17 protein-coding genes are annotated in these 24,110 nt (G+C 66.9%); 13 read left to right on the top strand and 4 right to left on the bottom strand.

What is annotated here, in order from left to right:
* The 3 genes from WAS25_RS03615 to WAS25_RS03605 form a co-directional block, all read right to left on the bottom strand.
* The coding region (locus WAS25_RS03615; protein ID WP_422310144.1) for a M56 family metallopeptidase at window positions 1–2,205 on the bottom strand (2,205 nt) is incomplete at its 3' end.
* A complete protein-coding gene (locus WAS25_RS03610) occupies window positions 2,202–2,585 on the bottom strand; it encodes a BlaI/MecI/CopY family transcriptional regulator (protein WP_422310143.1) in 384 nt (127 codons plus the stop codon). The genes WAS25_RS03610 and WAS25_RS03615, both read right to left, overlap by 4 nt.
* Window positions 2,586–2,731: 146 nt before the next feature.
* The gene (locus WAS25_RS03605) at window positions 2,732–3,169 is read right to left on the bottom strand and encodes a helix-turn-helix domain-containing protein (protein WP_422310142.1); all 438 of its coding nucleotides are present in this window, start codon (window positions 3,167–3,169) and stop codon (window positions 2,732–2,734) included.
* 345 nt (window positions 3,170–3,514) lie between these two features.
* Here WAS25_RS03605 and WAS25_RS03600 point away from each other — a divergent pair, with 345 nt between their 5' ends.
* From WAS25_RS03600 to WAS25_RS03540, 13 genes are all read left to right on the top strand, one after another.
* Complete coding sequence (locus WAS25_RS03600; RefSeq protein WP_422310141.1) at window positions 3,515–6,100, top strand: response regulator; 2,586 nt, start codon at window positions 3,515–3,517, stop codon at window positions 6,098–6,100.
* Between the two features lie 92 nt (window positions 6,101–6,192).
* Window positions 6,193–6,672, top strand: coding sequence for a methylglyoxal synthase (locus WAS25_RS03595; RefSeq protein WP_422310140.1), 480 nt, complete (start codon window positions 6,193–6,195; stop codon window positions 6,670–6,672).
* 204 nt (window positions 6,673–6,876) lie between these two features.
* Window positions 6,877–7,620, top strand: a complete 744-nt coding sequence (gene trhA / locus WAS25_RS03590) for a PAQR family membrane homeostasis protein TrhA (protein WP_422310139.1) — start codon at window positions 6,877–6,879, stop codon at window positions 7,618–7,620.
* A gap of 153 nt (window positions 7,621–7,773) precedes the next feature.
* Window positions 7,774–10,716 carry a sigma 54-interacting transcriptional regulator gene (locus WAS25_RS03585; protein WP_422310138.1) on the top strand — a complete coding sequence of 981 codons (2,943 nt, stop codon included), beginning with the start codon at window positions 7,774–7,776 and terminating at the stop codon, window positions 10,714–10,716.
* Window positions 10,717–10,948: 232 nt separating this feature from the next.
* Complete coding sequence (locus tag WAS25_RS03580) at window positions 10,949–11,302, top strand: putative quinol monooxygenase (RefSeq protein WP_422310137.1); 354 nt, start codon at window positions 10,949–10,951, stop codon at window positions 11,300–11,302.
* A gap of 59 nt (window positions 11,303–11,361) precedes the next feature.
* Window positions 11,362–12,060, top strand: a complete 699-nt coding sequence (locus tag WAS25_RS03575; protein ID WP_422310136.1) for a hypothetical protein — start codon at window positions 11,362–11,364, stop codon at window positions 12,058–12,060.
* A gap of 34 nt (window positions 12,061–12,094) precedes the next feature.
* Window positions 12,095–14,524 (top strand): M4 family metallopeptidase, encoded by a 2,430-nt coding sequence (locus WAS25_RS03570; protein ID WP_422310135.1) that lies wholly within the window; start codon window positions 12,095–12,097, stop codon window positions 14,522–14,524.
* Between the two features lie 8 nt (window positions 14,525–14,532).
* On the top strand, window positions 14,533–15,171 hold the full coding sequence (locus WAS25_RS03565; protein WP_422310134.1) for a hypothetical protein: 639 nt from the start codon (window positions 14,533–14,535) through the stop codon (window positions 15,169–15,171).
* A gap of 32 nt (window positions 15,172–15,203) precedes the next feature.
* Complete coding sequence (locus WAS25_RS03560; RefSeq protein ID WP_422310133.1) at window positions 15,204–17,684, top strand: M4 family metallopeptidase; 2,481 nt, start codon at window positions 15,204–15,206, stop codon at window positions 17,682–17,684.
* 120 nt (window positions 17,685–17,804) lie between these two features.
* Window positions 17,805–20,063, top strand: a complete 2,259-nt coding sequence (locus WAS25_RS03555; RefSeq protein WP_422310132.1) for a M4 family metallopeptidase — start codon at window positions 17,805–17,807, stop codon at window positions 20,061–20,063.
* A 13-nt stretch (window positions 20,064–20,076) separates the two neighbouring features.
* Window positions 20,077–20,667: a hypothetical protein gene (locus WAS25_RS03550; protein ID WP_422310131.1), complete on the top strand. Its 591-nt coding sequence runs from the start codon at window positions 20,077–20,079 to the stop codon at window positions 20,665–20,667.
* Window positions 20,668–20,677: 10 nt separating this feature from the next.
* Window positions 20,678–22,912, top strand: a complete 2,235-nt coding sequence (locus WAS25_RS03545; RefSeq protein WP_422310130.1) for a M4 family metallopeptidase — start codon at window positions 20,678–20,680, stop codon at window positions 22,910–22,912.
* A gap of 16 nt (window positions 22,913–22,928) precedes the next feature.
* On the top strand, window positions 22,929–23,552 hold the full coding sequence (locus WAS25_RS03540; RefSeq protein ID WP_422310129.1) for a hypothetical protein: 624 nt from the start codon (window positions 22,929–22,931) through the stop codon (window positions 23,550–23,552).
* A 60-nt stretch (window positions 23,553–23,612) separates the two neighbouring features.
* On the opposite strand, the gene WAS25_RS03535 is transcribed toward WAS25_RS03540, so the two are convergent.
* Window positions 23,613–24,110, bottom strand: a 498-nt coding sequence (locus WAS25_RS03535) for a glutamate ligase domain-containing protein (RefSeq protein ID WP_422310128.1), incomplete at its 5' end; no start/stop codon positions are given.

Here is a 24,110-nt window from a genome sequence, read left to right as displayed (position 1 = left end):
ATCCGGGGCTGGCGGCGGGGGCGGCGGGGGTGGGGGAGGCACCGCCGGATGCGCGGACCTGGGCGTGGCCGGGGTCCGGGGCGTCTTCGGAGCCTTCGGCGTGGCGCTCACCTGCTTCTGCAGCTGGTCGAGTCGCGTCTGCAGGGATTTCATGGCCGACTGCAGGGCTTGGATCTCCGCCTGGGTGTCCAGCTCGCCCTTCGCGCCGCGGGTCTTGAAGTGGAACTCGGGGATGTGGATGGGCGGGATGTGGATGTCCTTCTCGATGAGGTCCTCGCCCTCCGGCCCCACGAAGGTCCAGGTCTGCCCCTCCTTGGGGCCGCCCTTGCGGATGACCTTCAGGTGCTTCTCGATCTGCTCGCCATCGGGCCCGGCGATCACGATGGTCTCGCCGTCGCCGCCCTTGCGAATGACCTTCCGGCGCGTCTCGACCACGTCCTTGCCGTCCACCTTCTTGCGGATCACGACTGTGCCGGGGCCCGCCTCCTCGGTGATCACCTCCATGCGCGGCTCGTGGTCCCCGCCCTCGCCCTTGTGGCGGCGCACCTCGACCCGGATCTCCTTCTTCATCTCTTCCGCGGCCTTGGCCAGCTCGGCCCGGGCACGGTCCATCTCAGCCTGGACGCGGGCCCGCTCCTCGGGGCTCAAGGTCTTGGCGTGCTCTGCGAGCTCCTTGGCGTGCACCTCCAGGTCCAGCTGGTGCCGCTCCATGTCCTTCTGGTGCTTCGCCATGTCCTTGTGGTGCTTCTCCATGTCCAGGCTGTGCCTGGTCCCGATCTCCACCACGTGTTCCCGACGGCCCTCAGCGCGGGCCCGCTCCTGCTCGCCCTCGGCGCGGTCCAGCTCGACCTGCACCTTCATGCGCTGGGCGTGGCTGCGGCCGGCCTGGGCCTTCTGGGCCTCCGTGGCGATGCTCCGCAGCCAGTCGCGGCCTTCCTTGTCGAGGGCGACCTCTTTGCCGTCCACGGTGTAGGTGGCCTTGTCCTTGGTGGTGGCATAGCTGCGGGTCCTGCCGTCCTTCTTCTCCTCCGCCCGGAAGCTGCCGTCGCCGGCCACGGTGACCGGTTCGGGAGCCTCGCCGTTGAGCTTGACGTCGCCCTTCATGCGCACGTCCAGCTGCCGCTTGTCGTCCACGGTCTTGATGCGGGTGGTCTTGTCGGCCTTGGTCGCGCCCTCCGGGGCCTTGTCCTGGAGGGCGACGCCCGCCGCGCCCAGCAGAGAGGCGGCCAGCACGGCCAGGGCCGTGGCCCGGGCACCGGTGGTGATGGGCAGGGCGGGGTAGAGCAGGTGGCGGACGCGTTGCATGAGGGAGCCTCCATTGGCGGCCAGGGCCAGGTGGGTGGGGGTCGGGGTGAGGGGCTCGCGCAGGGCCTCCAGATCGGTGAGGGCGCGGGCCAGGATCAGGGGATCACCGCAGAGGCTGGCGGCCACGTCGTCACAGCAGAGCTCGCGCTCGGCGCGGATGCGGGCGGACAGCCACCAGATGGCGGGATGGTAGAAGAGCAGGACTTCCACCAGGGACTGGAGCAGGTTCACCAGGAAGTCGCCCCGGCGGATGTGGGCTAACTCATGGGCGAGGATGGCCTCCAGCTGGAGGGGCGACAGGCCGGCCAGGGCGCAGGCGGGCAGCAGGATCACGGGGCGCAGCCAGCCCAGGGCCGTGGGCACCTCCACCGCCGCCGACTGCAGCAGGCGCACGGTGCGGGAGAGCTTCAGCTCTCGGCAGAGCCTGGAGAGCACCAGGTGCCACTCGGCGGCCACCGGGCTGGCGCTGCGACGGCGCAGGCGCTGCACGCGGACCCAGCTCCCCAGGAAGCGGATGGACAGGAGCAGCACTCCGGCGGCCCAGCCGGCCAGCAGCCAGGGCAGGGCCGGATCCAGCGTGGCTTTCACCCGCTGGGCCAGGGGGACCGCCGCCGGGGCGGTGACTGGCCTGGCGGCTTCCACCGCCAGGTTCAGCTGGTCGAGGAGCGGAGTCGGGACCTGGCGCTGGAGCAGCAGGGCCGTGGCGGTGGGGGCCGCCACCATGAGCAGCAGGAAGGCACAGGCCAGGCCGTAGCGGGCCTTGGCGCTGGAGCCGCGGAGCAGGACGAGGCCCAGCCAGGCCGCCAGGCCCAGAGCCGCGCCCTGCCAGAGGAAGTGGAGCAGGGTCCAGCCCAGGGTCTGGGCCCAAGGCTGGCTCACGAGCGACAGGAGCGTGGTCATCGCTTCCCTCCTTCCGCCAGGTCGAGCAGCTTCCGGATCTCGGCGAGCTCTTCGTGGCTGGCCTTCCGGGTGGCCAGGGCCTGCATGACGAGGCTGGTGGAGGAGCCGCCGAAGGCCTTGTCCAGCAGGTCGTCCAACAGGCTCTGTTGGGTCTGCGACTGGGTCCAGGTGGTGGAGAAGGTGTGCACCCGGTCGGTGATGTCCCGCTGCACCAGGCCCTTCTCATTCATGATCTGGAGCATCTTCAGCACCGTGGTGTAGCCCAGGTCCTTCTCCGCGGCGAGCACTTCGAAGACCTGGCGCACCGTGCTGGGGCCCCGCTCCCAGAGCACCCGCAGGATGGCGAGCTCGGCATCGGTGGGACGGGTGGCAGGCTGCATGGGGTGGGTCTCCAACAGGGGAATGCCGTTAAGATACGACAGGTTTCGTAGTCGTCAACGAAAATCTTCGTAATAGGTTTAGCCCCCCGGGAAGAATTTTCCACGGGGGGCGTCCAGCGGCGGAAACCGCCGGGATGGGTATGGGCCTACTGGGCGTTCAGCGCCTCGAGCTGGGCCTTGACCTGCCGCTTGCCGATGCCCCTCAGGGCGGCGATGGCGGTGAGCTGCGACCGGCGGGGCCGGGCTTTCTCGGCCTCCCAGTTGTAGACCGTCTGGGCCGAGACGCCCAGGAGCAGCCCCATGTCCGCGGCGGAAATCCCCAGCTTCTCCCGCTGCCGGGCCAGGCGCTTGGCGCTGAAGCGGATCGTGACCGAGTCCTCGCCGGCCTCAGGCGTGGGAGCCGTGGCGCGCTTCTTCTCGTCCCGGGCCACCTGCTTCTCCAGGGACGCCACTTGGCGCTTCAGGGCCACGATTTCGGAGCGGTGGGCGGCGACCGCCTTCTTGAGGCCCTCGATGGCCGCCTTCAGTTCCTTGCGCGCGAGGCGGACGACCTCTTCCTTCAAAACAGATGCGATGTTCGGCATGGGTCCTCCCGGCGTCGAGGTCCCTGAGTGGGCGCCCCTTTCTTGATAATAGGAGGGTTGCCAAGGGCGGGGCCCAATTACCGTGGCGAAGCCGACTTCATAACTTTGGCAACCCTCGTTCCAGGCCGATCAAGCCAGTCTGGTCCAGGGGTTGACGGGGGCTGTCCGGGCCGGGTGACTCTTGGTAACCACAATAAATGCTTGACATGCGATAAATGTGAAAAAGGGGGCGGGGCAGCCTGGTTTCGGCATTCGTGATCTTCGACCGAGGGTGGTCCTGCAACAGTTATCCAGCAGAAGTAGCTTCGGAAGACATTCGACCTGTTTCGGAGGAAGGACCCACCCATGCGCAGCGGCACCCGGTCAGCCAGGATCAGGCGGCTCCTCGCCCTCCTCCTGATGGTCTTCCCCTGCCTCCTGGGCGCCGCGCCCCGACTGGTCCGGGTGGCGGTGTTCCCGCACAAGCCAGCCACCTTCCAGGAGGCCGGCGGCAAGATTCGGGGCTTCTACATCGACATGATCGAAGAGGTCGGCCGGGCCCAGGGGTGGGATATCCGCTACGTGCCGGGCACCTTCGCCGAGAGCCTGGAGCGCGCCCGGCAGGGGGAGGTGGACCTGGCCACGAGCGTGGCTTTTACCGAGGATCGAGCCAAGTACCTCGACTACGGTAAGGAAGTCACCATCACCGTCTGGAGCATTCTCTACGCGAATCCGCGGGTGCCCATCCAGAGCGTCTTTGACGTGCGGGGCCGCCGGGTGGCGGTGATGAAGTCCGATGTGAACGGGCAGCACTTCATGGACCTCTGCCAGAAGTTCGAAGTCCAGGCGGACTTTCTGGTGGTTCCCTCCTTCGAGGACGTGCTGAAGACGGTCGAGGCGGGGGGCGCCGACGCCGGCGTGACCACCAGCATCTTCGGCTACTCGCGGGAGGGCGACTTCCGCGTCGTGCGGACGCCGGTGGTCTTCAATCCGTTCCCCACCTATTTCGCCACCACCAAAGGGCGCAACGCCGATCTGCTCCGGGCCCTCGACGCCTACCTCGCCGCTGGTCGGGGCAAGCCGGACTCGGGGTACACGAAGGCCATCGGCCGGTGGATGCAGCCGGGTGGTGAGGCCCGGGGGCTCCCCCTCTGGCTTCCGCGGGCGGCCCTGGCCCTGCTGCTGCTGCTGGCCCTCACCTCAGGCCTCATGCTGCTGTTCCGGTACCGGGTGCGCCGGGCCACGGCCGAGGTGCGCGCCCTGAACCTGGAACTGGAGAAGGAGCTGGCGGAGCGGCGCCGGCGGGAGGACGTGATCCTGAACGTGGCCAGCGGCGTGTCCGCCATGACCGGCGACACCTTCTTCCAGGAGCTGACCCGCTACCTGGCTCAGGCGGCCAAGGCAGACGGAGCGGTGATCGGCGAGGGCTTTCTGCGGGACGGTGTGGAGTGGGTTCGCAGCCTGGCGGTGTTCCTGGATGGCGAGGTGGTCCCTGGCTTCGAATACCCCCTTGCGGGGACGCCTTGCGCCAAGGTCTACCGTGGTGAGCCCTGCGCCTACACCGAAGGCGTCCAGGAGCGCTTTCCGGAGTTCGATCTGCTCCGGAAGCTGGGGATCACCGCCTACGTGGGCTGCCCGCTCCTGGACGAATCGGGTCGGACCCGGGGCATGTTGGCGGTCCTTAAGCGGCAGCCGGAGGTCCACCCCGAGGAGACCGCCTCCCTGCTGCGCATCTTCTCGAGCCGCGCCACAGCGGAGCTGGAGCGCCGCGCGGCCGAGCGCGAGCAGCAGCTCATGGAGCAGCAGATGCAGCACGTGCAGAAGCTGGAGAGCCTCGGCCTGCTGGCCGGGGGTATCGCCCACGACTTCAACAACCTGCTGACCGCCATGCTGGGTCACCTGAACCTCGCCCAGTCGCGGCTCAGCCCCGAATCGCCGGCCCATCCCTCGCTGGGCAACCTGGAGCGGATCATCCACCGCACCTCGGAGCTCACGCGGCAGATGCTCGCCTATTCCGGGAAGGGACGCTTCCTGGTGCAGAACCGGGACCTGAACCAGGTCATCCGGGAGATGCTCCACCTGCTGGAGGTGTCCATCTCCAAGAAGGTCGCCCTCCGGCTCAGCCTCGTGGCCACGCCGGTGCCCATCACCGCGGATGCCGCCCAGATCCAGCAGGTGCTCATGAACCTGGTGACCAACGCGGCGGACGCCATCGGCGACCAGGAGGGCACCATCCGCATCACCACGGCGATGGCCACCCTGGACCGGGGCTACCTCGATCAGGTGTTCCAGGGTCAGGACCTGCAGCCCGGTGCCTACGCCGTCATGGAGGTGCAGGACACGGGCTGCGGCATGAGCCCCGAGGTGCTGTCCCGCATCTTCGATCCCTTCTTCACCACCAAGCCCTCCGGCCATGGCCTGGGCCTGTCGGCCACGCTCGGCATCCTCCGGGGCCACCACGCCGGCCTCCGGATCTACAGCGAGCCGGGCCGGGGCAGCACCTTCAAGGTCCTCTTCCCGGTCGCTGACGGGGTCACGGCCGAGGAGCGGCCCGGGGCGGTGTCCACCGTGTCCCTGCTGGGCCTCCGCGTGCTCCTGGTGGACGACGAGGAGATCCTCCGGGAGGCCACCGCCGAGGCCCTGAAGTCCCTGGGCGTGGAGGTCGTCCTCGCTGCGGATGGGCAGGAGGCCGTGGACCGCGTCACCCAGCAGGGGCCCTCGCTGGACCTGGTGTTCATGGACCTGACCATGCCCCGCATGGACGGCCGGGAGGCCTTCCAGCAGATCCGCAGGCTCTGTCCCGGCGTGCCCGTGGTGCTGACCAGCGGCTACAACGAGCAGGAGTCGATCCAGGACTTCATCGGCCGCGGCCTCGCCGGATTCCTGCAGAAGCCCTACACCCTGAAGGCCCTGGGGGGGATGCTCCAGCGTTGCGCCCGGCCCAGACTCTAGCCGGATCCTTCCCATGAGCTGACGCCACATCATCACGCGTGGTTGACGGTGGGAACATGCGGTTTCTGGAAGGATGGAGCAGGAGGCGCGCCATGCAGCACCAGAAGGTCATCGCCCTGGTCGCCCACGACCACCGCAAGAAGGACCTCATCGAGTGGGTCTCCTGGAACCACGCGCTGCTGGCGGAGCACCGCCTGGTCTGCACGGGCACCACCGGGCGGCTGGTGGAGGAGGCCCTGGCCCGGAAGGCGGCCGAGGCGGAGGGCACCTTCCCCGTGCCCCCCATCCAGAAGCTCAAGTCGGGCCCCCTGGGCGGTGACCAGCAGCTGGGTGCGCTCATTGCCGAAGGGAAGATCGACATGGTGATCTTCCTGTGGGACCCCATGCAGCCCCAGCCCCACGATGTGGACGTGAAGGCCCTGCTGCGCATCGCCGTGGTCTACAACATCCCCATGGCCTGCTCGCGCAGCTCCGCGGACTTCATGATCTCCTCCCCGCTCATGACCCGCCGGTACGAGCCCGCCCTGACGGACTACTCGGCCTACATCGGGCGGGTGGTGGACCCAGACTGAACCCAGGTTCCCTGCGGACCCCTGGGGTGACGGACTAGGTTCCCCGGCCCGGGTGAGACTTCGTTCTGATGGAAGGCCGCGTCAATCTGGTGTGAGCTCGGGCCGGCAGAACCGGAGCCCTCTGGCTCAAGCAGCTTCAGAATCAGTAAAAGAAGCGCGGAACAGAATGTGCACCTTCGTCCTTGCTGTCTGAGGACACCTGCCATGACCTGCGAGCGACTTCCCGGATGTGCGGAGCAGAGTTCGGCCGCCATGGGCTGGGCTGTGCCCGGTGGCAAGCCCGCGAAACCCGGGTCGGAACCGAACCCTGAGCCCCGGGTCAAACCGCGCTTCCGGGGGATGTCCCACCTGTTGGCGGCCTGCATCGCCACTCCGGCGGCCGTGTTTCTGTGGTTCGGGGCAGCCTCCTGGGCGGCCCGCTGGGGTGCGGCCATCTACGGCTTGAGCCTGGTCCTGCTCCTGGCCACCTCTGCCGTGTACCACCGGCCCACCTGGGGCCTGCGGGCCAGGGACCTGCTGGGTCGCCTGGATCAGTCGGCCATCTTCCTGCTTATCGCTGGAACCTACACACCCTTCGGCCTGCTGCTGGGAGCGGGGACCGGCCACCTCTTGCTGGCCCTCGTCTGGGGTGGGGCGCTCGGTGGCGTGGCGCTGTCCCTGCTGTGGCCGACGGCCCCCAAGCCGGTGATGGCGGGGATCTACGTGGCCTTCGGCTGGTCCTTCGCGCTCCTGGTCCCCTCGCTGTTCCACGCGGCGGGCGTGGTGGTGATCGGCCTCATCGTGGCCGGGGCCCTCGCCTACACCGTGGGCGCCCTCATCTACGCGCTCCAGCGGCCCGACCCCTTCCCCCGCACCTTCGGCTACCACGAGGTCTTCCACCTGCTGGTGGTGGTCGCCGCGGTGTGCCATTTCGCGGCCGTGTCGCTGACCCTGCCAGCCCTCGGCTGAGGCTGGCCCAGCCTGGCCCAGGCTCCTGGAAGGGCGTGGGGACTGGGCTGATTTCGGGTAAAGTCCGAAGCAAGAACCTAACCCGACCCGTGGCCGAGCTCCCCACGCCACTGGATGGACCGGCCCCTCCTGCTGTCCCGGAACCGACCTGGCATGCCCCGTAACCAGCCCATGCGCCCCTGGCGGGCCCTCCTCTGGACCCTGCTCCTCCTGGTGGCCGGAGCCCCGGCCGCCTCGACAGCGGAGGAGGCGCCCCGGCAGACCGTGCTGGTGCTGTCCTCGGTGCCCCTGGATGTCACCGGCTTCCAGGAGGCCATCCACAGCGCCCTAAAGGCCGGAGCCAAGGCCCCGCTCGACATCTATGACGAGTACACCGGACTGGACCGCTTCTCGGGCGAGGCCTTCGAAACCAACCTGCTCCGCCTCTACAACGAGAAGTACGGTCGGTGGAAGGTGGACCTTATCCTCGTGGTCAGCCCCAGCGCCCTGGACTTCGTGGTGAAGAGGAACTTCCTCCCGGGTGTCCCCGTGGTCACCTGCTACATCCCCAGGCGCTTCGTGGATGCCGCCAGGGAGAAGCGCCCGGAGATCACGGGCGCCGTGCACCCGCAGAACGGCCCGATGACCATCGACCTGATGCTGTCGCTCTTTCCCAAGACCCGCCGCATCCACCTGGTCCTGGGGGCCAGCCCCTATGAGCGCTCCCAGGCGGAGCGGGCGCGCGTCCTGTTCGCCCCCTACGCGGGGCGGGTCGAGTTCGACTACATGAACGACCTGACCCTCGACCAGATGGAGGCCCGGCTGAAGGCGCTCCCCGACGAGGACCTGGTCTACTACGCCATGCTGGCCACGGATGCTTCGGGCCGCGACTTCAGCCGGAACTACGAGCCCCTGAACCGCCTCGCGAAGAACACGCGGCGCCCCATCTTCGGGGGGAACACCGTGGACCTGGGGCAGGGGATCATCGGCGGCGTCCTCATCAGCCAGAGCCTCTCCGCCAAGGCCTCCGCGGAAGTGGGCCTGCAGGTCCTGGCGGGGCGGAAGGCCTCGGACCTGCCCCTCCTCCTGAACACGGGCGCCGTGCCCATGTTCGACTGGCCCCAGCTCAAGCGGTGGGGCATCCGCGAGGCCTGGCTCCCGGCCGGGAGCATCGTCAACAACCGGGAAGCCAGCCTGTGGGATGCGCACTGGAAGGAGTTCAGCCTCGCCATCGGCCTCTTCGTCCTGGAGAGCCTCCTGGTGGCGGGCCTCGTCATCCAGCTCCGCAGCCGGCGCCGCACCGAGCGGGAACTGGCGAAGGCGGAAGTCCGCTACCGCACCGTGGCCGACTTCACCCACGACTGGGAGTTCTGGCAGCGGCCCGACGAGAGCTTCGAGTACATCTCTCCCTCCTGCGAGCAGATCAGCGGCTACTCCCCAGCCGAGTTCCTGGCCACACCGCAGCTGCTCCAGCAGGTGGTGGTGGAGGCGGACCGGCCCGCCTGGAGCCACCATCAGCGCAGCGTCCTCGATGGCCAGTTCCTCACCCCCATCGAATTCAGGATCCTGACCAAGGACGGCGACGTGCGCTGGGTGGAGCAGACCAACAACCCGGTGCAGGTGGATGGCGCCCACTTTGCCGGCACCCGGGGCAGCATCCGGGACATCACCACCCGCAAGGAGATCGAGCGGGAGCTGGCCGATGCCGAAGTCCGCTACCGCACCGTGGCGGACTTCACCTACGACTGGGAGTACTGGCAGCGCCCGGACGGCACCTTCGAGTACATCTCCCCGGCCTGTGCCCGGGTCTGCGGGTATGCGCCGGAGGCCTTCAGGGAGACCCCGGAGCTGCTGGGCCGCATCGTCCTGGAAGGCGACCTTCCCGCCTGGCAGGCGCACCAGCGGGACTCCCTGGCCGGCAAGGTCATCTCCTCGATCGAGTTCCGCATCCGGGCCCGGGATGGCCAGGTGCGCTGGGTGGAGCAGTCCAACAACCCGGTCCACATGGAGGGCCATGGGCTGGACGGCACCCGCGGGAGCATCCGGGACATCACCGCCCGCAAGCAGGGGGAGCTGGAGCTCAAGCAGGCCTATGGCGAGATCGCCGCCCTCAAGGACCAGCTCGAAGCCGAGAACACCTACTACCGGGAAAAGATCCAGGCCGAGGAGGGCTCCAACGAGCTGCTCGGGGCCACCGATCCGCTGAAGTACCTGCTCTACCGCATCCGCCAGGTGGCACCCTCGGGCACCACGGTGCTCATCCAGGGGGAGACGGGCACCGGCAAGGAGCTGGTGGCCGAGGCCATCCACCGGCTGGGCTCTCGGCAGGACCGTCCCCTGGTCAAGGTCAACTGCGCGGCTCTGCCGCCGGGCTTGGCCGAGAGCGAGCTCTTCGGCCATGAGAAGGGTGCCTTCACCGGAGCCCAGACCCAGCGCAAGGGCCGCTTCGAGGTGGCCGACCAGGCGACCCTCTTCCTCGACGAAGTGGGCGAGCTGTCCCCGGAAGTGCAGGCCAAGCTGCTCCGGGTGCTGCAGGACGGCGAGTTCCAGCGGGTGGGCGGGGACCGCACCCTCAAGGTCGATGTGCGGGTCATCGCCGCCACCAACCGGGACCTGGCCAAGGAGGTCGCAGCGGGCCGCTTCCGGGAGGACCTCTGGTACCGGCTCAACGTCTTCCCCATCACAGTGCCGCCCCTGCGGGAGCGCAAGGAGGACATCCCGATCCTGGCCCAGGCCTTCGTGGATCGCTTCTGCCAGCACCAGGGCAGGGCCAGCCTGGGGCTGCCCAAGTCGGTCCTCCAGTCCCTGCAGGCCTATGACTGGCCCGGCAACGTGCGGGAGCTCCAGAACATCATGGAGCGGGCCGTCCTCGTCTCCGAGCGCTCGACCCTGCGGCTGGCCGACCCCCTGACCAGCGGGAAGGCCATTACCCCCGCCCCGGCTTCGGCCAAGACCTTGATGGACATGGAGCGGCAGCACATCCTCCAGGTCCTAGTCTCCACCCGGTGGAAGCTGGAGGGTCCCCAAGGGGCGGCGGAACTCCTGGGCATGAAGCCGAGCACCCTCCGGCACCGCATGGCCAAGCTGGAGATCGAGCGGGGGACCGAGCCCGCCTGAGGCTGGCCCCGCCACCAGAATGTCCCACCGCATGTGGTGACCCACCAAATGCGGTGGGCTGAGGCAAGGGTGCCCAGGGCGGCGCCGGGCCGAGGTTTTCATATAATTCATTTATTGATAAGCATTTGAAATATTGTGGTGGGACTCGATCAACTTGGTATCGGGTTTGCGATGGTGGGCTGAACCTCCTTGAAAGCCCCACCCCATGAAAGAACCCTCCCCGAGGGGCCAAATGGTCCTGACCGCCCTGCTCACCGCCAAGCCGGAGAAGCGGGGGGAGCTCCATCAGACCCTGTTCTCCCTGCTTGGGGGCATCCAGGGGCAGCCTGGCTGCCTGGAGTGCCTGGCGGGCCAGGACCTCGCGGGGGAGCCCCGGTTCCACCTCCACCTGATCTGGAAGGACCGAGCCAGCCTGGAGGCCTTCATGGCTGCCGAGGTGTTCCGGATCCTGCTGGGGGCCCTGCAGGTGCTGGCCACGTCCACGGAATTCCGCATCGTCGCGGCGGAGGACACCTTCACGCCCGCCGAGCTGAACCGCGGAGGCTTTCCTACCCTGGCCCCGCCCAGCCTCCCAGGCCCACCTTAGCCCCCGCCGACCCTGACCTCGTTCCCCCCCCTGTCGCTTCACCTTCCACAAGGACAGCCATGAAAAAGCGCTCCTCCCTCTTCGCGGGCCTGCTGCTGGGCCTCGCCTTCGCCTGTGGCGGCAGCCACACCTCCACGCCGCCCCCCGCTCCCCCGCCAGTCCCGGCGCAGGGCCTCGTCTACACCGATCCCACCGGCACCGGCTGGCGACTGGTCAAGGACGCCTCCTCCACCGCCACCCGCGTGGTGCTGAACCTGGTGGGCCCCGCCGGCCTGAAGACCCGCGGCGCAGGCTTCAACCTGAAGGCCGACGCCACGGTCCGCTTCGGCACTTTCACCGATCCCGCCGCCCCCACCATCAGCACCGGCTGGCCCATCAAGGACACCGGCGTCTTCGAGCTGCGGAACAGCGATCCCCGGGATCCCTACACCGGCGACCCGCTGCCGCCCGATCCGCAGGATCCCATCCTGCTGGCCGGGGCCGTCAAGAAGGGGAACCTGCTCAGCGTCGGCATCTTCCAGAAGGATCGCCGGATCGGCGCGAAGGACTCCGCCCAGCCCCTGTGCCAGATCGCCATCGAGTTCGATGCCGCGGCCAAGCTCAGCGCCAAGGACGCCATCGCCCTCTCGATCCTCAAGGCCAAGTACGTCCCGGAGGATCTTGGCGCCTTCAATGGCGGCGTCACGACCTGGGAGATGCTCGCCAAGGGCCACCCCGTGGACATGACCATCGCCGTGGGGTCGCTCCATGCCAACTAATCCGACCCAGCATCCCCTTCTGTCAGGAGTCACCGTGCCCCGCCCGCTTCCGCACCTGATGTCAGCCCTGGGTCTCTGCCTGGCCCTGGGGCTCAGCCCCTTGGCCGCGGCGACTCCGGCGCCACGCCCGGACAAGGCCGTCCTGGCCCAGCAGCAGCGGCTCCAGCCCACCCGCATGCTCCAGGCCCAGACCCACCTGCAAGCGCTCCGCTCGCAGCTCGGCCTCAGCGACCGGGAGGCCTTCGTCCCCCGAGACGCCTTTACCAATCCCCAGGGCATGACCATCGTGCGCCTCGAGCAGACCTTCGAGGGCCACCGCGTCTGGGGCGGCCAGGCCATTGCCCACGTGGAGGGCCAGGGCGTCGTCAAGACCCTGACCCGGAGCGTCCGACCCGGCATCGCCATCACGGGCACCCCGCTCATCACCGCCGACTTCGCCAAGGCCATCGCCGTGGCCCACCTGGCCCCGAAGGGTGCCATGAAGGTCGCCCCGGTCGTCGAGCAGGTGGTCTTCCCGGCCGAGTTCGTGGGCGGCCTGGCGACCCAGGTGGATCCCGCCACGGGCCGCCGGGTGCTGGACCGGAAGCACACCATCCTCGCACGGCCCAACGCGCCCTATGTCTGGGCCTTCGAGGTCCGCACCCGCGTGGACAACGCGCAGGATGGCACCAAGGCCCTCAGCTACCTCATCGACGGCAACACCGGCAAGATCCTGCGCATCAACGACCTGATCCAGCACCTGGATGCACCCGCCCCCGCCCAGGGCTCGGGCAAGGGCTTCTACCGGGGCACCGTCGACCCGCTGGATACCAGCCTCATGCTGGATGGCACCTACACCCTGTGGGACCAGACCCGCGGCACCCAGCCCAGCCCCTACCTCGCCTACTTCTCTGCGGATCCGACCACTGGCTGGGATCCCGCCCTCCCCGGCAACCAGGTCTGGTACAAGGGCAGTGACTCAAGCGAGGCCTACACCTACACGGACTGGCTCTTCCAGGGGAACACCACCAACACCTGGGGCGATGGCCTGGCCTTCACCAGCTGGGGCGACTCCGGCGGCATCAACGGCCAGTCGGCCGGCGTGGACGCGGCCAGCGCCCTCGCCACCACCTGGGACTTCTACGCCAACGTCTTCGGGCGGAACGGAGTGGATGGGAAGGGCACCTCGGTTGTGGCCATGGTGCTCGACCCCCTGGTGGTCTCCTGGTGGAACAGCAGGGACAACGCCTCCTGGGACGTCCAAAACCATACCGCCACCTTCGGGGCGGGCAGCTTCCCTGCGATCCCCAAAGGCTTCCAGTCGCTGGCGGATCTAGATGTCGTCGCCCACGAGTTGGCCCACGGCCTCACCAGCCCGAGCCCCTCACAGATGCTGGTGGCGATGAAGGGCTACGAGGAAGGTGGCATTGCCGAGGCACTATCCGATTTCTTCTCCCAGATGGTGAAGACCTGGGCCGGGCGTGATGCTGCGGACCCCGCCGACCAGGTTCCAGCCACGACCCTGCCCTGGGAGATCGGCCGCAATGTGGGCCACGGCACACCCCTCCGCTACCTCGACAAGCCCAGCCTGGATGGCTGGAGCTACGACATCTGGTTCCAGGGCATCCGCCGCCTGGATCCTCACCACTCCTCAGGCCCCATCAACCGGGCCCTCTACTTCCTGAGCCAGGGCTCTTCCAGCACGCCCGGGGCCGTGAACTACAGCTCCTGCCTGCCGGAAGGGATGAAGGGCGTCGGCAACGACATCGCCGCCCGCATCGTCTACAAGGCCGTGACCGAGTATCTCATCGGCGACGGCACTGGTGCCTGGACCTTCGATGACCTGCGCGCCGCCTGCATTGCGGCTGCGGAGCACCTGCCCTATCCCTATGAGCTGGGCCGCGTCTTCGATGCCGATGCCGTTAGGAACGCCTTTGCGGCCGCCAACATCGGCGATGGTGCTGGCAAGGCCGCCACCACGCGGGTGCTCTTCACCCCCTGGCGCAACGGCGACTACATCCAGCTGAGCCATCCCTTCTCAGACTACTCAAACCGCCAGATCCTCCCTACCAACGAAACGGTGGTGCCCCGCGTCACGGTCATCAACAATGCCAACACGGCCGTGAGCTGGTCCCTGGGCGGACCCGCCACCTTCGACACCAACGAGACCCCCACGGCCGTCGCTGGTGGCGTGATCAACGCCGATGGCAGCTGGACCACGCCGAACCAGATCGGCTGGGCGTCCATCACCGCCACCAGCAAGGCCGATCCCAACCAGTTCGCCGAAGGCATCGCCTGGCTCGCGAACCTCGACACGGACATGGACCTGGATTCCGATGCCCTGGACATGGCCCCCATCGCCATCTCCTGGTACCTGAGTGACACGCTGAACTACTCGTCTTCGGTCATCGCCGCCCCCTGGGTGGATGACCTCGATGTCTCCTTCTTCGTGGACGCGCTGCGGTCCACCTGGCCCGTCAAGTGAGGTCCCCCATGCGCCTTCGCACCCTCTCCCTGGCCCTTTCGGGCCTCCTGCTCACCTTCGGCCTCGCCTGCGGGGGAGGCTCCTCCTCCCCGGCACCGACCCCGGCACCGGCTGCGGCCGCGGGTCTCGCCTACACCGATCCCTCGGGCAGCGGCTGGCGTCTGGTGAAGGACGCCTCCTCCACCCCCACCAGGCTGGTCCTCAACCTCGTGGGTCCCGCCGGCACGCTGACGCGGGGCGTGGGCATCCACCTGCAGGCCCCTGCAGGTGTGAAGTTCGGCACCTTTGCGGATGGCCTGGCCATTCACGACACCGGCGTGTATGACCTCCTCAGCGAGGCCGACGATGCCACCGAGCCCGTGGCCCTGGTGGCCGGGGTCAAGGCGGGCAACGTGCTCACCGCCGGCATCTTCCAGAAGGCTCGCGCCAAGGCGGCCAAGGACTCGGGTGCGGCGCTCTGCCAGTTCATCCTGGGCTTCGATACCACCGCGGGCCTCAAGGTCGGCGATGCCCTGCCCCTGCAGATGCAGAAGGCCAAGGTCATTCCCCAAGACATCGGCACCGCCACGGATGACCTCCGCGTGCTCGACCAGAAGATGCGGATGGCCGACATCACCGTCGCCGTCGGCACCCTCACCGCCCGTTGATCGTTCCCCTTCCATCCTGCCTAGGAGCACCCATGTTGCACACGCTTCCTCGCACGGTCTCGGCCCTGGTCCTCACCCTGGCCGCGGGGTCCGGTCCACTGACCGCCGGTCCCGCCGTGTCCTCCCCGAACCTCCCCCCCACGCAGCTCGCGGCCCTCAAGGCCCAGGAACCCGCCCGAGTCGCCCAGGCCCAGAGCCATCTGCTGACGGTCAGGGACCAGCTGGGCCTCGGTCCCGCTGCCGACTTCAAGGTCCGGACCACCCTCACGAACCCCCAGGGCCGTACCGTGGCCCGCTTCACCCAGACGCATGAAGGCCATCGCGTGTGGGCCGGCGAGGCCATCGCCCATGTGGAGGCCAGCGGCGCCGTCCAGCCCCAGGCCCAAGGCGTGAAGACGGGCATCACCCTCACAGGTGCGCCCCGGCTCAGCGCCGACGAGGCCAAGGCCATCGCCCTGCGCAACCTCGCCGCCAAGGGCGTGATGACCCATGCCCCCAAGGTGGAGCAGGTGGTGTTCCCCACCCGCTACACCGGCGGCATGGTGACCACCTTCGATGCCAAGGCCAAGCGCGAGGTCCTCGATAAGGAGATGAGCACCTGGGCCAAGGCCCCCGCCGACCCCTACGTGTGGGCCTACGAGGTCCGCACCCTCCTGATGAACAAGCAGGACGGCCACCGGGAGCTCAACTACATCATCGACGGCAACACCGGCGCCATCCTCCGCAAGTGGAGCGGCCTCCAGGCGGCCGCCGCCGAGACCCCAGCCACCAACACCGGGAACAGCTACTTCCGGGGTCCGGTCACCCTCTCCGCCAGTCAGTCATCGGCGGACGGCACCTACACCCTGGCGGCCCTGGACCGGGGCACCAAGCCCCAGCCCTTCGCAGCGGAGCAGGGCGTCACCCAGCTGGGCATGACCACCTACTACGCCTTCTACGACCTGGCGAACTGGAACCTGTACAGCTTCACACCCTACGCCGGCCATGCTTCCAGCACCTGGGGCGACGGCACCCGGATGCCCTATCCCTTCAACTGGACCGCAACCGGCTGGGATGATCCCAACCTCTGGGAGTTCAGCGCCGACGGCAACCAGATGTACCTGCAGGGAACCATGAGTCCGGCCGGTGAGACCACCGCCGTGGACGCCCACTTCGGCGTCTGCAGCACCTGGGACTTCTTCAAGAATGTCTTCGGTCGCGTCGGCATCGACAACCAGGACACCTCCACGCTGGCTGTGGTCAGCGACCTGAATCCCTTTACGGGTGGTGCCTTTCCCGACAACGCCTACTGGTCGAGCTGGAACTTCGGCATGCACTTCGGTGAGGGCTCCTACGAACCCACCTACAACCCGGGCGGCCTCCTGGCCATCACCGAGCTCGACATCACGGCTCATGAGCTCAGCCACGGCGTCATGGAATACTCGGCCAGTCTCATCTACGCCGGGCAGTCCGGGGGCCTCAACGAGGGCAACTCGGACTTCTTCGGCAAGATGGTGCAGGCCTACGTGGAGGGCGGCGCCACCGGTGCCAGCGTGCCGAACTTCCCGGCGGGCGATCTCACCAAGTGGGAAGTGGGCCACAACAGTGCCCCGCCCGGGGGCAGCGGCTTCCGGTACATGTACAAGCAGAGCAAGGACGGCATCAGCGCCGACTGGCACTACGACGGCATCGACATGCTCGACGTGCACTACAGCAGCGGTGTCTTCAACCGTGCCATGTTCTTCCTGACCTCCGGCGCCTCGGCCAATGCGGCCAGCGACACCTACAGCCCCTTCCTGCCCCAGGGGATGACCGGCATCGGCAACGACAAGGCTTCCCATATCTGGTACAAGGCCATCACCGAGCACCTGGCCAGCGACGCGGACTTCGCCGCGGCCCGCGCGGCGGCCATTCTCTCCGCCCAGGAGCTGTACGGCGCCGGCTCCGCGGAAGAACTCGCGGTCTGGAAGGCCTGGGCCGGCGTGAACGTCGGTCCCGCCACGCCCACCGAAGCCCCGCGCGTATGGGTGTCCTGGCCCACCACCAACCCCGAAGGCAGCTGGTTCTTCGACCATGCCGCCGATGGCTCCCGGTGGATCAACCTGCAGTTCTTCCCGACCCGTACCCAGGCCCGGCTCAAAGTTGACGTGGCCAACACCAGCAACACGGGCGTCACCTACTCCCTGGCCTCGTATCGCCTGAACGGCCAGGACATGGGTGGCCTCGTCTCGCCGGACGGCATCTGGACCACGCCCTCGAACACCTACTACGGGGACATCATCAAGCTCAAGGCCACCAGCCAGGCCGCGCCCGACCAGTTCGCCCTGGGCAAGGCCATGGTGGTGGAGGTCGATGCCAACATGGACACGGAGCTGGACGTCTTCGACCTCGGCTACGTGGCCATGAACTGGGGCCTCAACGTCAGTTCGATCCCCAAGTTCACCGCGAACATCGCCGGCTCCTATGACTACGTCGATGACTGGTCCGTGGTGATCTTCAACCAGGCCTACACCAACGCCTTCCGTCTGAAGTAGGCCGGTCGCTGCCAGAGTGCCGCCCCCCCCCCACGGGGGGGTGCGGCAGCCCTTGGCTGGCGAGCACGACCATCCGGACACTTGGCCACGCACCTCTCTCCAGCATCCAAGGAGTACGACTTGAGCCAACCGAGGTTCTTCCTTCTTACAACGCTGGCGATACTGCTAGCCGGGGGACTGCGGGTCCACGCCGAGGTCACGCAGATCCCAACACCCTCTCCGGAGGCCCTGCGCGTCCTCCGCGCCCAGGAACCCGCTCGCGTCCGCACGCTTCAGCAGCAACTGAACGCCAGCCGCCATGGTCTGGGTCTTGACGCCGATGCTGATTTTCGAGTGCGGGCGCAGAGTACGGAAGCTCGGGGCACGACCACCGTGCACTTCCAGCAGCTCCATCGGGGCTTGCCCGTCTGGAACGGCATGGTGATCTCCTCCATGGATGCCCGTGGGGAGATCGGCACCGCAAAAGCCGCCGTCCATTTAGGGGTGGGCGTGGATATCACGCCGGCCTTCTCGAAGGATGAGGCCATCCGTCGGGCATTGTCGCGTCAGCGACTGGAGACCTCTCAGCTCCGGGTTCCCGCCTCGGCGGAGCTGGTGGTGTTCCCCACTAGATTCCAGGACGATCTGAAATTCCTGAAGGACCCTGCTTCGGGGCTGATGTCCATTGACCATGAGTACAGTGTGGCAACGGAGCAGAGCAGGGAACCCTATCGCCTGGCCTACCACGTCTCTCTTCGCTACAGGACCCCGGGCAATTCCTATGAAGCGCGGGAGTTCATCATCGATGCCACCACGGGCACCGTGCTGAAAAAATGGGAGGGCCTGCAGCGGATCCAGGGCGTTCCAGTGAAAGCGCCGGGCCTGTCCCAGTACAGCGGCGCTGTGACCCTGGATGCCATGAAATCCTCGGATACCGGGGCGATCACGCTTAAGGACATGACCCGTGGCACCATGCCCCACCCCTGGGCCGCCTTCAATCCCGACTTCACTCCGCTCACCACACCGGGAATCCTCACGGGTTATTACGATGCAGGCGCATTCAACCTCTTTGAGAATCCCGATGAAGGCACCATGTGGGGCGATGGAGCGCAATACCGCGCCACGGAGCTTTTCAATAGCCCCAATGGCCAGACGGCCGCCGTGGACGCCCACTTCGGCTTTGCCACGACCTGGGATTTCCTGGGCAAGGTCTTTGGTCGCCTAGGCGGGATCGATGACCAGGGTACCAGCCCTCTCGGCATGGTCCATCTCATGGACGAGTATGGTGGGTTCGTTCCGAATGCATCCTATGACCCTTCGAATTTCCTGATGCTCTTCGGCGATGGCGGCTACGGATGGTCGACGTTTACTTCCCTCGACATCATCGCTCATGAACTGACCCACGGGGTCTGCTCCACCACCGCCAACCTGATCTACGAGGGTGAGTCGGGAGGACTGAATGAAGCCAATTCGGACATCCTTGGCATACTCACCACCTTCTGGGCTCGGGGAGGGGACCAGAGCACGGGCTTCATTCCAGATACGGGCGGAACCTGGCTCATGGGGGATCAGATTGGGCCCACGCCAATCCGGACGCTCTACAAGCCGAGCATCGATGGCTATACGCTGGATGCTTGGTTTGATGGCTTGAACGAGGCAGAAGTCCATGATGCCAGTGGCCTCGGCAGCCGCTTCTTCTACTTCCTCGCCATGGGTACCGGGGCAGACCCGGACCACCGATCACCCTATCTTCCCGGGGGCATGACGGGCATCGGCAATGATTCGGCGGGGCGCATCTGGTATCGCGCCCTCACGGCCTACATGACTCCGGAGACGAACTATCACGCAGCTCGGGAGGCGACTCTTCAGGCAGCGGAGGAACTCTACGGACGACCCAGCCCCGCCTACACCGCTGTGGGCAATGCCTGGACCGCGGTGAATGTGAACCCTGCGTCAGTGCGAGTCCTCGTGCCGGATTCTCCTGGAGTGGGGAGGCGGTGGCTCGTGCCGGCTGGCACCAGCACTCAGCTGGAAGCCGTGGTGCAGAACGCTCAGGATCCCACCACCCTCTGGGCCAACGGGGCCCCTGGATACTTCAATGGTGGGCAGCTCACAGAGAGCGGCTTGTTCATGGCGCCACGTACGGGCGGCAACGGCTACGGGGTCACCGTGAAGAGCAAGCAGGATCCCCTGCAGTTCGCCTTTGGCATCACCTGGGTGAGCAGCCTCGACTGTGACAACGACCTGGAGATGGACACTGCCGACATGGGAGTCATGGCCCTGAACTATCTGAACGGGTACGTGCGGAACAGCGGTGCGGATCTGACCAACGACAACCTCTGCGAAGACCTGGACATCCTGGTTTGGACAAGAACGTTCGCCACGGCCTACGGAAAGTGAAGGGAGAATCTCGATGAACAAGCGTTTCTTCATCGGACTGCTGGGCCTCTTCGCTGGACTTGGGTGTGGGGGAGGCGGTGCTGATGACCAGGCCGTTCTCGCACCTGCAGCCAAGGCGCTCGTCTACACCGATCCCAGCTCCACGGGCTGGCGGCTGATCAAGGATTCCAGTTCCACGGCCACGAGAGTGGTGCTGAATTTGGTCGGCCCCGCGGGCCTGAAGGCCCGCGGCGTATCCTTCACCCTCCAGGCGGATGCGAAGACCATCGCCTTTGGCAAGTTCGACGGAGCCTACCTCAAGGATGAGGGCGTGTTCGTGCTGGCCCAGGCGCCCGATGAGCCCAAGCTCCTCGCCGGGGGTGTGAAGGGTGATGCCTTGATGGCAGGTGCCTTCCAGAAGGATCGGAACGAAGGGGCGAAGGCTGTGGATGCTCCGCTGTTCCAGGTGGCTCTCGAACTGAAGGCCGGAGGCGCTGCGAGCGCCGGCTCTGTCATCCCCTTGAAGGTCCAGAAGGCCATGCTCCTCCCCGAGGACATCAGCACGCCGTCAAAACTGGCCCTGCAGCCCATCACCCTCGAGCTCGGCAAGCTCGTGGCCCAGTAGGAGTGACGCCATGGTCAACCCGAGGTCAACCACGCTTTTGATGTCGGGCCTTGCGCTGGTCGCAGGGGCCCCCATCGCTGCCGGGGAATCCCGGCCCCTCAGTGCGACGGAGTGGCAGACCCTTCGGCTCCAGCAGCCCCAGCGGGTACAGGCGCTCAAAAGCCAGGTGCGGGCGCTGCGGGATCGTCTCGGAATGGGCGCCGACTTTCAGGCGGTCATCGAGCAGATTGATCTCAACGGCGCTACTCGTGTCCGCTTCATCCAGACCTTCAAGGACCTCCCGGTCTGGGGCAGCCAGGTGATCGCGCGGATGGACCGTCAAGGGCAACTGGCTCCGGTACAGGCCCAGACCCACGCCGCGATCGCCCTGGAGCCCCGGCCCACCCTATCCCAGGAGGAGGCCATCCAGCGAGCGCTGAGCAACCTGAAGCCCGGAGTGGCCGAGAGGCTCCTGCCCTCTAAGGCTGAACTTGTGGTCTTCCCAACCAAATTCCAGGATGGCATCAAGGTCCGCATCAACCGGGCTTCCGGGGCCATCGAGATCGATCCAACCTACAGCGTTGCCACCCGCCTGGCGGCTGAACCTTACCGGCTGGCCTTCCATGTGCGCACGCGAATCCGGCGTTCGAATGGAGAGTCCGTCGGCACGGACTACATGATCGATGCCCGTACCGGCAGCGTCCTGAAGAAGTGGGACGCCCTGCAGCACGCAGGAGAGCCTGCGGTGGGCCAGGGACACTCCTTCCATTCCGGCAATGTGGCACTCAACACCACCCTGCGGGAGGATGGAACCTTCGCCTTGCTGGACAAGACCCGCGGAACCGTCCTGAACCCGCAAGGAAGCTACCATCCAGGGCTGGCAGAGATCGGTCTCTCCACCGGGTTTTATGGGATGTACCAGTGGGAGGGCTTCACAAATCAAGTCAACGAGTGGGGCGATGGTCAGTGGTACCTGGACGGGCAGGACCTGGCGACCACGATCAACGCCCAGACCGCGGGCGTGGACGCCCACCACGGCGCCGCCAACGCCTGGGATTTCTACGCCACCGTCTTTGGTCGGAATGGCTTCGATAACCTGGGCACGAGCCTAGCCATCGCGACCCATGTACCGGAATGGTGGACCGGCAATCCGCGCAGCGCCGCGGCTTCCTTTGATGGCTGGTACTACCAGCTGAATCTCGGGGACGGGAAGGTGGGCGCCTCCTGGACCAGCCAGGACATCATCGGTCACGAACTGAGCCATGCCCTCCTGCCTTCTGATTTCTTCCTGGGCTACCAGGGGGAACGGCTCGCGTTGGACGAGGCCAATTCCGACATTATGGCCACCATGATCGAGTTCTGGTCCAAGGGCGACCGAAGCGACACGATCCCTGAGCAGGGGGGCAACTGGACTGTCGGCGAGCAAGTGGAGGACTTCCCCGTGAGGTCCATGTCCAAACCCAGCCTGGATGGGAACAGCCTCGATGCCTGGTGTGACGGTGCTGAATACCTTGGCAAGCACAGCGCGTCGGGCATTGCCAATCGCTTCTTCTATTTCCTGTCTCAGGGCACCGGATCCAACGCCGATCACCAGTCCGCCTACCTCCCAAACGGTATGCAGGGCATCGGCAACCACAAGGCCGCCCACCTCTGGTACACCGCGCTCACGGGGTATTTGAGTCCCACAGCAGATTTTGCTGGTGCCCGGGAGGCGACCCTCCAGGCTGCCGAAGAATTGCACGGACTGGGTAGTGGGGAATACCGGGCGGTGCTGAATGCGTGGAAGGCGGTGAACCTGGATCCGGCGTCCGTGCGGGTGATCCTGCCCCGCCATCCAAAGCGCTATGACACCATCAGCTATTACCTACCTGCGGGCGAAGCGGTGACGCTGAAAGGTGACGTGAGGAACGCCAGGAACCTCTCACTGCGCTGGTCACTCTGGGGCGACCAGCCCTGGGTGGCAGAGTTGGGAGGGAAGATGTCCGAAGGCGGCCAGTTCCAGACGCCCCTGCGCCACGGCCAGGGCTTCGGCGTCAAGGCCACCAGTATCGAGGACCCGGGGCAGAGCGCCCTTGGCATCGCATGGATCGTGGACCTTGATGTGGATCAGGACGCGGAACTCGACATCTTCGACCTCGCCGCATTGTCCCTGAGTTACGCCACTTCCCCTAGCTTGCCCTCTGCGGACATGGATGCGAATGGCTATACCTCGGATGAGGATCTCCGCATCTATCACAACACGCTTCACAGCCTGCTGCACAAGTGAGGACCTCATGAAGCCCATGCGCATCATCTTGTGCACGCTCCCGCTGCTGGGGCTTCTCGCCTGCGGTGGTGGCTCGGATCAGGCACCCGAGCGCGCTGTCGCGAGTTCCCTGGTCTATACGGAGCCTGCTTCCACAGGCTGGCGCCTGGTGAAGGCCCCAGAGTCCACGGCGACGCGCGTGGTCCTGAGCCTGGTGGGCCCCACTGGCACCACCGCCCGAGGCGCCGGGTTCATCCTGCAGGCCGATACCAGCCGTGTGGTCTTCGGGACCTTCGCCGAGGGATCCGAGGCCTCGAATACCCTCTATATCAAGGATGGCGGCGTGTTCGACCTCTACTCGCTCCCCGATGGCAGCCCCGGCACCCCGGATGATCCGATCCTGTTGGGCGGCTACCTCAAAGGCGGTGCTCTCAATGCGGGTTCCTTCGCCAAGCAGACCTGGGTCGGCACGCCCAGGGCTGTAGATGTGCCCCTGTTCCATGTGGCGGTGGAGCTCAAGGCTGGAACCTTGGCCGGGGATGTGGTTCCCCTCACCGTCCTCAAGGCCAAGATCCTGCCGGCGGAGTTCGCCGGCAATACCTGGCACGAGCGCGCCATGAGGCCCATTACCATAGCAGTCGGGACGCTTGCAGCCAGGTAGGCGCTTCGCGCTCGAAGGAGATGGCTGACGCGGTGCAATCCCACGTGTCTGCCATCAGCGTCAGGGCAGGGGCGCTCCGGCGTTCCAGCCGTCCGCTTCCAGTCGGTCCAGCTTCGCCCGCACGGCATCCTGGGCCACCTGCCCATGGACGGGCAGCACCAGCACATCGCCCGGACGGGCCCAGGCGAGCAGGGCCTGCACCGCCTGCTCCTCCGGCAGGACGACCTGCAGCCGCTCTGCGGGCAGCCCCTTGGCCTCCAGCTCCCGGCGCAGGAGCTCCGGCACTTCGCCGGGCACGCGCCCCCGCAGGTAGCCGTCCAGGTCCTTCAGCACCACGCGATCGGGCCGGAAGCGGGCGGCGGTGTCGGCCAGCAGGCGGATGGCCTCGTCCTCGCGGTTGCCGGCCTGGCCCAGAACCAGCCCGAGTCGTCCGGTGCGGGGAGAGGCCGCGGCCACCTCCAGAAGGCCGGCGAGGCCCTCCGGGTTGTGGGCATAGTCCATGAAGAGGGTGAGGCCGCCGAAGCGCCAGGCCTCCAGCCGCCCCGGATTGTCCCCATG

The organism is Geothrix sp., from assembly GCF_049292215.1.
Lineage (GTDB): Bacteria > Acidobacteriota > Holophagae > Holophagales > Holophagaceae > Geothrix.
Note: the sequence above shows the minus strand (reverse complement) of the source record. Positions and strands in the feature narration are given on the sequence as shown.

Coding starts and splice junctions, on each gene's coding strand:
- WAS25_RS03610 (WP_422310143.1), bottom strand. CDS start 2,585: ATGCAGCCTGCCACCCGTCCCACCGATGCCGAGCTCGCCATCCTGCGG.
- WAS25_RS03605 (WP_422310142.1), bottom strand. CDS start 3,169: ATGCCGAACATCGCATCTGTTTTGAAGGAAGAGGTCGTCCGCCTCGCG.
- WAS25_RS03600 (WP_422310141.1), top strand. CDS start 3,515: ATGCGCAGCGGCACCCGGTCAGCCAGGATCAGGCGGCTCCTCGCCCTC.
- WAS25_RS03595 (WP_422310140.1), top strand. CDS start 6,193: ATGCAGCACCAGAAGGTCATCGCCCTGGTCGCCCACGACCACCGCAAG.
- trhA (WP_422310139.1), top strand. CDS start 6,877: ATGACCTGCGAGCGACTTCCCGGATGTGCGGAGCAGAGTTCGGCCGCC.
- WAS25_RS03585 (WP_422310138.1), top strand. CDS start 7,774: ATGCCCCGTAACCAGCCCATGCGCCCCTGGCGGGCCCTCCTCTGGACC.
- WAS25_RS03580 (WP_422310137.1), top strand. CDS start 10,949: ATGGTCCTGACCGCCCTGCTCACCGCCAAGCCGGAGAAGCGGGGGGAG.
- WAS25_RS03575 (WP_422310136.1), top strand. CDS start 11,362: ATGAAAAAGCGCTCCTCCCTCTTCGCGGGCCTGCTGCTGGGCCTCGCC.
- WAS25_RS03565 (WP_422310134.1), top strand. CDS start 14,533: ATGCGCCTTCGCACCCTCTCCCTGGCCCTTTCGGGCCTCCTGCTCACC.
- WAS25_RS03560 (WP_422310133.1), top strand. CDS start 15,204: ATGTTGCACACGCTTCCTCGCACGGTCTCGGCCCTGGTCCTCACCCTG.
- WAS25_RS03550 (WP_422310131.1), top strand. CDS start 20,077: ATGAACAAGCGTTTCTTCATCGGACTGCTGGGCCTCTTCGCTGGACTT.
- WAS25_RS03545 (WP_422310130.1), top strand. CDS start 20,678: ATGGTCAACCCGAGGTCAACCACGCTTTTGATGTCGGGCCTTGCGCTG.
- WAS25_RS03540 (WP_422310129.1), top strand. CDS start 22,929: ATGCGCATCATCTTGTGCACGCTCCCGCTGCTGGGGCTTCTCGCCTGC.